Genomic DNA, 10,761 nt, shown 5'->3' with positions numbered 1-10,761 from the left:
TGTTTCATGCGCATTCCTAGGTAGTTCTAATAATCACAGTAGGCGGGATATCTTCGCTGCGACCCAATGGGCTTGACTTGATGAAGTGCTAAAATGCGCGCCCACGATGTTAGTTTACCTGTAATGGTTAATCAGTTTCTTGTGAATGGCTGGTTAGGTGTGACCGAAATTATATTGCTTTAAAAACAGTGCGACCGGAATGCGTGTCTACCTTAACAGTAACTATTTATCTGCGAAAAGTATAAATGCGGCTACATTGGCAGGTGGCCTTTATAGATAACAATTTTGCATGCTTAATGTGCAATTTTTGATACATGTGACACTGTGAAGATCGAAACTTTCGCAAAAATCAAAGAGCTATCAATAGTGCAGGATAAAGCGGATCAAAAATCACTTATGAAAAAATACGTCGAACTCATTGCTAAAATATAGGATGCCGATTTGCAAACAAGCGACACACAGACATCTATAAAGATAGAGACATGAGATTATCCAGTACACAAATAGACATAATCCGTAAATCGACTAGCCAAAACTTTGGGGAAGATGCGTTAATTTGGCTTTTTGGATCACGTTTGGATGACACCAAACGTGGCGGCGACGTTGATTTGTATGTCGAAGCCACACACCGAGGTACCTTAATGTCAGAATTGCGTTGCAAGATTGCGCTAGAAGACAGTTTAGATTTAGCCGTTGATCTGGTGGTAAAAGAACCAGGAAAAGACAAGCCTATTTACAACCTGGCAAAAGCTCAGGGTGTCAGATTATGACAGAGCATTTACGTCTTTTAGCTAAGCAACTTAAGCATTTAAAACAAATGCGTAAGTACTTGGAATACTCAGCGCAACGAGTTCAGCATATTTTACCGATTACAGACTGGCAGAATTTAAGTCTTGAGCAACACGAGACACTTGCCGCTTTTCGTGTTCGCTTCAGCGAATTTCAGGAACATCTGGGTAAAACAATGCGAGCCATTGCTATCGAAAGAAGAAGCTGAACGGGAACGCTTTGGTGCGGTACTCGCCTTTATGGAAAAGCTAGGGATCATCGAAAGCGTTGAGCGTTGGAAGCTGATTCGCGAGCTCAGAAATGCAATAAATCACGAGTATGAAGATGACACTGAACGGCTCGCGCAATTCTTTTTAGAAATGCTGCAAGCCACGCCGGAATTGTTTGATTACTTCCAGCGATTGCTTACTTTCTGTTCGGATGCCTATGGAGTGACGCCAGAGTGAGTGATATTGCAATAAAAGTAGAAAACCTCAGCAAGTGCTATCAAATTTATGACAGGCCGCAAGATCGCTTGTTACAGATGCTAGTGCGCAGTCGTAAGCAATATTATAGTGAATTTTGGGCGTTAAAGGATGTGTCCTTTGAAATCAAAAAAGGCGAAACCGTAGGCATTATTGGACGAAACGGCAGTGGCAAATCCACCTTGTTGCAGATGATTTGCGGTACGCTTAATCCGACCGGTGGCAGGATTAAGCTAATGGTCTGCCTACCGACTTGTTGCGTTTAAGCGCCAGAGAGAATTAATAAAATGAGACTGACAAAACAACAAACAGAAGCAATTATTCAAACAGTCACCCGTTTGGCTGGCATGGGAGCGGCTGTCTATTTATTTGGCTCCAGACTCAACGACCACGCAAAAGGTGGAGATATCGATCTGTTCATCGAATCCGATACGCAGCTATCGCTAATACAGCGCGCACAAATTAAAATGCAGCTCGAATCAAAACTTGGTTTACCCGTTGACATCGTGTCGAAATACCGTGGTGCAGTAGCAACACCTTTTCAAGTCATCGCTCAGTCTCAGTCGACTCAATTGGAGATATGATTGGATCAAACTATCCTCAACTCAGAAAAACTGCATCTTGCAGAACTATTAGAAGCCATACAACGTTGCGTTTACTTCATGGATGCTTCAAGCAACAAACTAACATGGCCATTAACTGCAGATCTGCTAGAAACGCAGAAGAAGGATGTCGTGCTATTTGAGGCAATGGCGGCAATCAACGAGAGATTCGCCAAATTACAGGATACACTGGGTGCAGCCATGCGACATGCCAGCATACTTGCTGGGGAACCCTCCGATAGTTTTCTCAAGATGCTTAGCTTGCCTGACCAAACAATAAGTACAATGGACCTGTCCAACCGGTTTCTCTTTTGTCTTCTTTAAAGAAGTGAAAATATGAATAATCAACCTTTTGATTTAAATGATATTGAAAACGAACCTTCTGACGAACAACTGCAGGTTTTGATGAACGCGGTAGCAGTTGAGGCGCGTAACAAAGCCAGAATTGCCCGCGAACAATTGATGGATGCCTTGCGGAAAGAAATCAACAGGGTCAATGAGATACATGAAGGCTTATGATCGAGGATTATAGCTCTCGGTTAATTGTTGTGGCTGGTCCAAATGGATCGGGTAAAACGTCGATTACAGAACAATTACTAAGACACGAGTGGATGGCGGGTTGCGTTTATGTCAATCCAGACTTGATTGCGCGCGACCAATTTGGTGACTGGAACTCCCCTGATTCGGTGTTAAAGGCCGCCCAAAAAGCGGCTGAGATCCGTGAGCAATGCTTGGGTGAAGGCAAGAGCCTGGCTTTTGAAACGGTGTTGTCTGCGCCAGATAAGGTTGACTTTATTCGACGAGCCAAGAAAGCAGGCTATTTTGTGAGATTATTCTTTGTAGGGACAGACGATCCTTCCATTAACGCCAAACGGGTTGCAATGAGAGTGATGGAAGGCGGGCATGATGTGCCTATCGGTAAAATCATTAGTCGCTATGCCAAGTCGTTGGCGAATTGTTCCTTGATAGCAAAGATTTCGGATCGTTCATATCTATATGATAACTCTGTAGAAGGAGAGCAAGCCCGTCTGTTGTTTCGAGTCGCAAATGGAGTGCTGATTAAACACTATGGGCCAATAAACCCTTGGGCGCAGGAAATAGCAAGTTTACTGCGCACTTCGTCAGATGATCTTAGGAAATAGAAATGAAATCACACGGTGACATTGCCATCAAAGTAGAAAACCTCAGCAAGTGTTACCAAATTTACGGTAGGCCGCAAGATCGCTTGTTGCAGATGCTGGTGCATGGGTGTAAGCAATAGTATCGGGAATTTTGAGCGTTGAAGGATGTGTCCTTTGAAATCAAACAAGGATAGACCTCTGGTATCATAGACTAAATGGAGGCAGTAAAACCAAATCGCTATGGATGATTTGGGGGTACGCTTAACCCGCTAGAAGCTGAATCAAACTAATGGTCTGCCTACCAACTTGTTGCGTTTAAGCGCCAGAGAGAATTAATAAAATGAGACTGACAAAACAACAAACTGAAGCCATTATTCAAACAGTCACCCGTTTGGCTGGCATAGGAGCGGCAGTCTATTTATTTGGCTCCAGACTCAACGACCACGCAAAAGGTGGGGATATCGATCTGTTCATTGAATCCGATACGCAGCTATCGCTAATACAGCGCGCGCAAATTAAAATGCAGCTCGAATCACAACTTGGTTTACTCGTTGACATTTTGTCGAAATACCGTGGTGCTGTAGCAACACCTTTTCAAATCATCGCTCAGTCTCAGTCGACTCAATTGGAGATATGATTGGATCAAACTATCCTCAACTCAGAAAAACAGCATCTTGCAGAACTATTAGAAGCCATACAACGTTGCGTTTACTTCCTGGATGCTTCTAGCAGCAAACTAACCTGGCCATTAACTGCAGATCTGCTAGAAACGCAGAAGAAGGATGTCGTGCTATATGAAGCAATGGCTGCAATCAAAGAAAGATTCGCCAAATTACAGGATACAATGGGTGCAGCCATGCGACACGCCTGCATACTTGCTGGGGAACCCTCCGATAGTTTTCTTAAGGTACTCAGCTTTTACGAAAAAAAGGGTGTACTGGAATCGGTTGAGTCTTGGCAGTTATGCCGAACCGCCCGCAACCTTGCTGCACATGACTACGATATCGAATACGCAGAAATCGCCGACCATTTTAATGCGCTAAAGAGCTTAACCCCATTGCTCTACATTTGCGCCGAACGCTTCCTCAGCTATTGCCAAGAGGAACTGAGTATTTTACCTAAGCAAGTAGATTTCACGACAGAGTTCATGTTGATTGTAAAAATAAAACAAACTGACGAAAGCAGGATACATCAATGAGCGCATCCGACATCGCCATCAAAGTGGAAAACCTAAGCAAGTGTTACCAAATTTATGACAGACCGCAAGATCGCTTGTTACAAATGTTGGTGCGTGGGCGCAAGCAATACTATCGTGAATTTTGGGCGTTGAAGGACGTGTCGTTTGAAATCAAAAAAGGAGAGACCTTTGGCATCATTGGACGTAATGGCAGTGGCAAAAGCACGCTCCTGCAAATTTTGGCAGGCACTTTGTCGCAAACCAGTGGTGAAGTTAAGGTCAATGGCCGCATCGCTGCACTACTAGAACTGGGCAGTGGCTTTAACCCGGAGTTTACCGGTAAGGAAAATGTCTTGCTGAACGGGCGGATATTAGGCCTAAGCCCAAAAGAAATTGAAAGCCGGTATGATCAGATTGTCGAATTCGCCGATATAGGCGAATTCATCAATCAGCCTGTTAAAACCTACTCCAGCGGTATGTTTGTGCGTCTAGCATTTGCCGTTCAGGCGCATATCGATGCTTCAATTGTTATTATCGATGAAGCGCTAGCTGTAGGGGATATCTTTTTTCGCCAAAAGTGTTATGCACGTCTGGAGCAATTGCGAAATTCGGGGGCGGCTATTTTACTGGTTTCTCATGCTATGCCAGAAGTAGAGCAGTTCTGTAAGCAGGCTATACTGCTGGATCATGGTATGCAACGATTTATTGGTTCATCTTCTGAGGCGGCAAAACATTACTATTTACTTCATCAACCTCAAGCACGGGGAGTAAGTAAACCCGCAGCAGAATCAACCGTAAGTCAAGCTTCTGTTGTTAGCATTCCCATCACAGAACGCCCATCACTAGAGGCGTTCATCGACATATCGAATAAGGCACAAGTAACAAATGGTCAGGCGCGTTGTATCGGTGTTGCCTTATGCAACATTGCTGGTGAGCCTTGCAAAAGTTTTCGTCAGGGCGATACGGCTGTTTTTTACTATGAATTTGAACTTGCTGAATACATAGGCATCCCGATTTGTGGGCTAACCATAATTAATGACAAGGGAGTAATTGTTCATGGCAAGAATAGTTGGCAAAGTGAAGCGAATGTTTTGGCCAGCTATGGTGATGGGAGTAAGGTAGTTTGTCGACAGGAAATCAGTCTTGACATTGCACCTAGTGAGTACACATTTCAAGTTGGTTTGGCTTATGTCAGTGAGGATTGTTGGAATAATCGCAAAACAATCAGTCATGAAGAAGAAGCAAGTAAAGTAACTCGTGTATGCCATGTTCCACAAGTTGGTCTTTTTTCAGTAAGAACTAGTTTGCGAGATGGAATAAACTTTTTGATGCATCACGGAGTAGCAAATTTGCAGGGAAAAATCACAATATCGACAGTACCTAAACCATCTAATTAAATTGTTCGTAACAAAAGTAAGAGTTAAATTTAAATGGATAAACCCATTGTTTTGACAGAATACCCAAAATCAGGAGGATCATGGATTGTATCCATGATTGGAGATGCACTTGAAATTCCAAAGCGTGACATATATGTAAGGCCAGGGTTTGATTTATTTGAAATAGCTAAACATCCTTGGTACATGGGAGTAGAAAATTTTGACTTCCCCATAAAATCAATCATCAAGAGTCACGAGCTCCCCAACTCATCTTTAATTGATTTTGACGCAAGATATATTCATTTAGTACGTGATGGTCGTGATGTGGTTGTTTCAAAATGGTTCTTTGAAAAAGATTTTTGCGTTAAAAATGGAATAACTTCTTTGTTTGATAAAAATTTTGATGAATATGTAGAAGAAGTGGCGCAAGAATGGACTAAATATGTTCTAGATTGGATGAATCAGGGTGTTATAACAATTTATTATGAAGATTTCTTATCTGCGCCTGAGAAATATTTAGATGTTTTACTTAAGCAAGTGTCGGATTTTCATGTTCAGGAAAGTGTTTTGAAGGAAGTTGTGTCTAAGCATACAAAGAAAAATTCTTCTGAATCATTGAGCAAAATATTTAAACATAATACTTTTGTCCGAAAAGGCATTTCTGGTGATTGGAAAAACCATTTTTCAAAGAAAAATATTGAGTCTTTTGATTCTGTAGCCAGAGATGCAATGTTATTGCTCGGTTATGAGTCATGATTCTCTTTTAAAAAATAATTGACTTGGACAATTTTCAAAAATGAAAACATATTTAATGGCAGCTGATTCAGTGCTTCAAGGCTACGATGCTGTTAGTCTCCTGTATCCACATATTCCACCTCTCAGCCACTGGCGTGCTTGGGAATACGCGGCGTATCAGAACTATCGACTTCAAGGTCGTATACTTGACCTAGGTTGTGGTGATGGACAATATTTTCGCTTAATTTGGCCGGATGCAATCGATGTGGTTGGTGTGGACATGAGTCAGGAAGTGGCTGAATTGGGTCGATATAGTGGTGTGTATCGCGACGTTCACGTCGCACCCGCTCAACATGTACCCGAACCTGATGCCAGTTTTGACCATGTTTTTGCCAATTGTTCACTGGAACATATGGATGATTTGGATGCCGTATTGGCGGAAATATATCGTTGCCTTAAGCCCGGGGGAACCATGTTGTGTAGTGTGGTGACTGATCGCTTTGTTCAGTGGTCTCTGTTACCTAAACTTCTTGCTGCTGCAGGTTTTGATGACGTAGCTAAAACACTGCAAAAAGACTTTCTCGATTTCCATCACCTAGCTAATCCCTTGTCTGTTGATGCTTGGTTGAATGCCTTTGAACAAGCCGGTTTGGTGGCTGATGAACATATTCCGATTTTGCCAAAGTTCAATAGCAGTATATGGTTAATGATGGATGGCCTTTGGCATTTGAAACGAGTCGGGGGGGGCGAAGTGGGGGATGAGGTGTTTCCTTTTCTGGCTTCCAACCAGAATTTTCCTGATGCATTCCGAAAAGTATTTGCGGGATTATTGGAAATGGAAAATGATTGGCAGGATTGTAGTGGTGCCGTTTTTCTTGTAAGTAAGCCAGGATAAAGATAATGACAACTTGTTGGTGCGGAAACGCTGAATTTAAATCTTTTAGTGCCGAATATAGTCAATGTAATGTCTGTGGGACTTTAGTCTCTCTCGAGGGCATGACTCCCGACCAGTTAAAGGTGCTCAATGACGAGACTGACTTTTACGGAAAAAAATATTGGCTTGACCATCAAAGTCAGGATCTTGATTTTCCTGATATCCATAGTCGTGCTCGTAATGACTTAACCGAGCGCAATCTACATTGGTTGAAAACCTGCCTGAAATATTGCTTGCCACCTGCCAAAATACTGGAGTTGGGTTGCTCGCACGGTAGCTTTGTCGCGCTATTGAGTCAGGCCGGCTATGATGCTTCCGGTGTGGAAATGAGTCCTTGGGTTGTTGAATTTGGCCAGAAAACTTTTGGTGTACCTATATCCATTGGCCCGGTCGAGTATCTCGATATTCCCCCTGGCAGTCTGGATGCGATTGCTTTGATGGATGTACTGGAACATTTTTCTGATCCTGTTGCAACAATGACACATTGTTTGAAGTTGCTGAAACCTGAGGGGATGCTATTAATTCAGACGCCGCAGTTTACGGAAGGTATGAATTATGCTGAATTGGTAGAAACAAACGGTGCATTTCTAGAGCAACTAAAGTCCGACGAACATCTTTACCTCTTCACGAAAAGTTCGGTCACCTTTTTGTTTCAGCAACTGGGTGCTGAATACATCCAGTTTGAGCCAGCTATCTTCGGTCACTACGATATGTTTTGTGTAGTTAGCCGGGTGCCGTTGCAGGCTAACAAGCCTGAACAGATAGATGCAACTTTGTTAAGCAGCCCTAATGGGCGGTTGACTTTGGCTCTGCTTGATTTGCGGGCACGAGAACTGGATTTGGCTGAAAAATTTTCTGAATCAGAAATTGATAGGTCTGCTCGATTTGTTCAAATCCAAACGCTCACGGAGATGGTGAAGAATTCCCAAGCTACGCTGAAAGAGACCGAAGCTAACTTGCGGGCTTTGTTTGCCCGTAAAGCGTTCCGTTACTGGTTTAAAGTTTCAAATTGGATAGAACTTAAAGAATTGGCTAAACGAATTGGATTTTAAATGGATAGACAAATCAAAACTATAGCTGTTGATTTAACACCCATTCTCCCTGGTGGAGAAAATGGCGGAGCGAAAATATTTGTATTGGAATTGCTGGTTCGTTTAGCAGAAATGGTACCGCAAACCCAGTTTATATTGCTTACTCAAGCAGCATCGCACGAAGAGCTGACCTCATTGGATCGTGCCAATATGCATCGTCAGATGGTCATTGGCCCTATAACAGCTAACTCCTTGCCCTCACGTTTGCGATGCTTAGTCTCACGTACTTTGCCGTATTTACCTGGCAGAGTGCGTAGGTTTGCAAGTCGGCTAGGCTACAAACTGAATTCGATGCTGAAACGCCGAAGATCCGGTTCGTTGTTGCATGACATGTCTGCTGATCTGCTTTTCTGCCCATTTACGGCACCCACATATTTCGAAATTGGCATTCCGACGGTGTGCACTATTTACGATCTGCAATATAAAACCTACCCGCAGTTCTTTTCCGAGCAAGAAGTAGCGCACCGAGATCGGATTTTTATTGAGGCTTGTCAAAAAGCAGCGGCGTTGACAGCTATTTCGGACTACTCCCGTGATTCTGCCATCGCTCATGGAGGCCTTGAACCGTCGAGAATACGCACTATTCATTTGCGCATGGCTCAGCGTATTGTTCCCGAAGATCAGCAAGATTTGAGTGTCTTGGAACGTTTAAAACTCAGTCATCATCGGTACCTGATGTATCCCGCTAATTTTTGGCGGCACAAGAACCACGAAATGCTTTTGACGGCTTTTGGCATGGCTTGTCGGGAAGGTTTGCCTGAGGATATAAAGCTAGTTTGTACAGGAGCACCTGGTGAACGCAGGGAATTCTTGATGCATTCGGCGCAAGCGATGAATTTGGGCGAACGTATCCTTTTTCCTGGTTTTCTTCCCAGTTTAGAATTAGCCGCGCTGATAGGGAATTGCATCGGTGTAGTATTTCCTTCACTGTATGAGGGATTTGGGTTGCCGGTTATCGAAGCTATGGCGGCTGGTGTCCCCGTAGCCTGTAGCAACCGGACTTCTTTGCCAGAAGTGGCGGCAGATGCAGCGATCCTGTTTGACCCACGTATACCCACCCAGATTTCGCAAGCCATGATTTCTCTGGTCGAGAATGCAGAGTTGAGGGTGCGACTCATTGAAGCGGGCTTACAGCGGGCAGAAGAGTTTTCTGATTCTATGCGAATGACAAGGGAATACTGGGAGCTGTTTCAATTTGCATGTGGCAATAAAAATCATGAAAACCTGATAACTGGTATTTACTTGGACGGTTGGTCCAGTTCCCAAATAAATATCCAGGTCGGTTCGATAGCAAATGCTCAAGCTCTGGAAACGGTATTTACGGCGCCTCAACATAAGATAGTGATTGAAGCCTATTGCGACGGAGAGGCAATACAAAAACCATTGTCAATACTGGCTGGAAAAGAAGCTACTTTATCATTGCCGGTGGAGCCGCAAGGCGGTTTGTACGAGCTGCGAATCTCGCCAGTCTTTGTTCCAAGTCTGATGGGGTTGGGCACTGATCAGCGTGAACTGGGAGCAAAGGTGCTGCGATGTGGTATTAGTCTAGATAATGGTGAATATCTCCCCTTTTATCCAGAGCAGGTTCCAGCATGAAAGTCAGTATTGTTACGCCATCATATCAACAAGGGCAATTCCTTGAGCGGACGTTACAAAGCGTTGCCAATCAGGCCTCGATGGATTTTGAAATCGAACATGTAGTCTTCGATGGAGGCAGTACCGATAACACTGTTGAAATACTTAGAGACTTCAGTCCTAAAGTGCGTTGGGAATCAAAAAAAGACAATGGGCAAACCGATGCTGTCAATCAGGGCATCCTCGCCACCAATGGTGAAATTATCGGCTGGTTGAACTCCGACGACATCTATTATCCTGGAGCCATTGCCCGAGTGGTAGCCTACTTTAAAGCCAATCCGGAAATTGATGTGGTCTACGGCAAGGCCGATCATATCGACCTGGAAGATCAAGCTTTTGAAAGCTACCCTTCGGAGCCATGGGATTTCGAGCGTCTGCAAGAAACCTGTTTTATTTGCCAACCGGCCTTATTTTTCCGGCGACAAGTCGTTGAGCAATTTGGTCTGCTCGATGAATCGCTGAACTACTGCATGGACTACGAGTATTGGCTCAGGTTGGGTAAAGCTGGGGTGCGATTTGGCTATCTTGAAGAGAAGCTGGCTGGTTCTAGGTTATATGCAGATAACAAAACTCTTGGTTCTCGAGTGAAAGTGCATAAAGAAATTAACGATATGTTTAAAAAGCTGTTTGGTAAAGTACCAGATCGTTGGCTGTTTAATTATGCGCATGCTGTGGAGGAACAGTATTCTACCCGAAAGGGCAATGGGCCTTTTTTTGCGTTCAAAATTGGCATGAATTCACTTTTAGCAGCCTTAAGATGGAATAGAAGGATTTCTAAGGCAATGGTTAAATCTGTTTGTAGATGGATCTACGGGTAATATGAGATCAATTTTGGCA

16 protein-coding genes are annotated in these 10,761 nt (G+C 43.6%); all 16 read left to right on the top strand.

The annotated features are described in order from the left end of the window. Window positions 1–482 precede the first annotated feature (482 nt). The 16 genes from A1359_RS21570 to A1359_RS21500 all read left to right on the top strand — a co-directional run bounded on the left by A1359_RS21570 (window position 483) and on the right by A1359_RS21500 (window position 10,742). Window positions 483–770, top strand: a complete 288-nt coding sequence (locus A1359_RS21570) for a nucleotidyltransferase domain-containing protein (RefSeq protein ID WP_066988271.1) — start codon at window positions 483–485, stop codon at window positions 768–770. After that, window positions 767–997 (top strand): hypothetical protein, encoded by a 231-nt coding sequence (locus tag A1359_RS22960; RefSeq protein ID WP_198159433.1) that lies wholly within the window; start codon window positions 767–769, stop codon window positions 995–997. Before A1359_RS21570 ends, A1359_RS22960 begins: the two co-directional genes overlap by 4 nt. Continuing rightward, a complete protein-coding gene (locus A1359_RS22955) occupies window positions 975–1,235 on the top strand; it encodes a hypothetical protein (protein ID WP_198159432.1) in 261 nt (86 codons plus the stop codon). Before A1359_RS22960 ends, A1359_RS22955 begins: the two co-directional genes overlap by 23 nt. Continuing rightward, on the top strand, window positions 1,232–1,519 hold the full coding sequence (locus tag A1359_RS23525; protein WP_066988269.1) for an ATP-binding cassette domain-containing protein: 288 nt from the start codon (window positions 1,232–1,234) through the stop codon (window positions 1,517–1,519). Before A1359_RS22955 ends, A1359_RS23525 begins: the two co-directional genes overlap by 4 nt. A 21-nt stretch (window positions 1,520–1,540) precedes the next feature. Further along, complete coding sequence (locus A1359_RS21555) at window positions 1,541–1,837, top strand: nucleotidyltransferase domain-containing protein (protein WP_066988267.1); 297 nt, start codon at window positions 1,541–1,543, stop codon at window positions 1,835–1,837. Further along, on the top strand, window positions 1,838–2,179 hold the full coding sequence (locus A1359_RS21550) for a hypothetical protein (protein WP_066988266.1): 342 nt from the start codon (window positions 1,838–1,840) through the stop codon (window positions 2,177–2,179). Window positions 2,180–2,191: 12 nt separating this feature from the next. After that, window positions 2,192–2,374 carry a hypothetical protein gene (locus tag A1359_RS21545; RefSeq protein WP_066988264.1) on the top strand — a complete coding sequence of 61 codons (183 nt, stop codon included), beginning with the start codon at window positions 2,192–2,194 and terminating at the stop codon, window positions 2,372–2,374. A gap of 29 nt (window positions 2,375–2,403) precedes the next feature. Next, on the top strand, window positions 2,404–2,997 hold the full coding sequence (locus A1359_RS21540; RefSeq protein WP_232322457.1) for a zeta toxin family protein: 594 nt from the start codon (window positions 2,404–2,406) through the stop codon (window positions 2,995–2,997). 319 nt (window positions 2,998–3,316) lie between these two features. Further along, window positions 3,317–3,613: a nucleotidyltransferase family protein gene (locus A1359_RS21535; RefSeq protein WP_066988260.1), complete on the top strand. Its 297-nt coding sequence runs from the start codon at window positions 3,317–3,319 to the stop codon at window positions 3,611–3,613. After that, entirely contained in the window at window positions 3,614–4,174 is a 561-nt protein-coding gene (locus A1359_RS21530) for a hypothetical protein (protein ID WP_066988259.1), read from the top strand. Beyond that, window positions 4,171–5,550 (top strand): ABC transporter ATP-binding protein, encoded by a 1,380-nt coding sequence (locus A1359_RS21525; protein ID WP_066988257.1) that lies wholly within the window; start codon window positions 4,171–4,173, stop codon window positions 5,548–5,550. Before A1359_RS21530 ends, A1359_RS21525 begins: the two co-directional genes overlap by 4 nt. Window positions 5,551–5,583: 33 nt before the next feature. Then, window positions 5,584–6,285, top strand: coding sequence for a sulfotransferase domain-containing protein (locus A1359_RS21520; protein WP_083960761.1), 702 nt, complete (start codon window positions 5,584–5,586; stop codon window positions 6,283–6,285). A 40-nt stretch (window positions 6,286–6,325) separates the two neighbouring features. Continuing rightward, window positions 6,326–7,159, top strand: coding sequence for a class I SAM-dependent methyltransferase (locus A1359_RS21515; RefSeq protein ID WP_083960760.1), 834 nt, complete (start codon window positions 6,326–6,328; stop codon window positions 7,157–7,159). Window positions 7,160–7,164: 5 nt separating this feature from the next. Continuing rightward, window positions 7,165–8,250, top strand: coding sequence for a class I SAM-dependent methyltransferase (locus tag A1359_RS21510; protein ID WP_083960759.1), 1,086 nt, complete (start codon window positions 7,165–7,167; stop codon window positions 8,248–8,250). Continuing rightward, entirely contained in the window at window positions 8,251–9,885 is a 1,635-nt protein-coding gene (locus A1359_RS21505; protein ID WP_198159431.1) for a glycosyltransferase family 4 protein, read from the top strand. It abuts the gene before it with no gap. Continuing rightward, entirely contained in the window at window positions 9,882–10,742 is an 861-nt protein-coding gene (locus tag A1359_RS21500) for a glycosyltransferase family 2 protein (RefSeq protein ID WP_066988248.1), read from the top strand. The genes A1359_RS21505 and A1359_RS21500 overlap by 4 nt, the downstream gene beginning before the upstream one ends. Window positions 10,743–10,761: the final 19 nt, after the last annotated feature.

Source organism: Methylomonas lenta, from assembly GCF_001644015.1.
Taxonomy (GTDB): domain Bacteria; phylum Pseudomonadota; class Gammaproteobacteria; order Methylococcales; family Methylomonadaceae; genus Methylomonas; species Methylomonas lenta.
The sequence above is the reverse complement of the archived record's forward strand: the minus strand, read 5'-3'. Positions and strand labels throughout refer to the sequence as shown.

Excerpts from the sequence above, each read along its gene's own strand:
- A1359_RS21545 (WP_066988264.1), top strand. The coding sequence starts at position 2,192 with ATGAATAATCAACCTTTTGATTTAAATGATATTGAAAACGAACCTTCT.
- A1359_RS21500 (WP_066988248.1), top strand. The coding sequence starts at position 9,882 with ATGAAAGTCAGTATTGTTACGCCATCATATCAACAAGGGCAATTCCTT.
- A1359_RS21515 (WP_083960760.1), top strand. The coding sequence starts at position 6,326 with ATGAAAACATATTTAATGGCAGCTGATTCAGTGCTTCAAGGCTACGAT.
- A1359_RS21510 (WP_083960759.1), top strand. The coding sequence starts at position 7,165 with ATGACAACTTGTTGGTGCGGAAACGCTGAATTTAAATCTTTTAGTGCC.
- A1359_RS21505 (WP_198159431.1), top strand. The coding sequence starts at position 8,251 with ATGGATAGACAAATCAAAACTATAGCTGTTGATTTAACACCCATTCTC.
- A1359_RS22960 (WP_198159433.1), top strand. The coding sequence starts at position 767 with ATGACAGAGCATTTACGTCTTTTAGCTAAGCAACTTAAGCATTTAAAA.
- A1359_RS21525 (WP_066988257.1), top strand. The coding sequence starts at position 4,171 with ATGAGCGCATCCGACATCGCCATCAAAGTGGAAAACCTAAGCAAGTGT.
- A1359_RS21520 (WP_083960761.1), top strand. The coding sequence starts at position 5,584 with ATGGATAAACCCATTGTTTTGACAGAATACCCAAAATCAGGAGGATCA.
- A1359_RS21555 (WP_066988267.1), top strand. The coding sequence starts at position 1,541 with ATGAGACTGACAAAACAACAAACAGAAGCAATTATTCAAACAGTCACC.
- A1359_RS21535 (WP_066988260.1), top strand. The coding sequence starts at position 3,317 with ATGAGACTGACAAAACAACAAACTGAAGCCATTATTCAAACAGTCACC.
- A1359_RS21570 (WP_066988271.1), top strand. The coding sequence starts at position 483 with ATGAGATTATCCAGTACACAAATAGACATAATCCGTAAATCGACTAGC.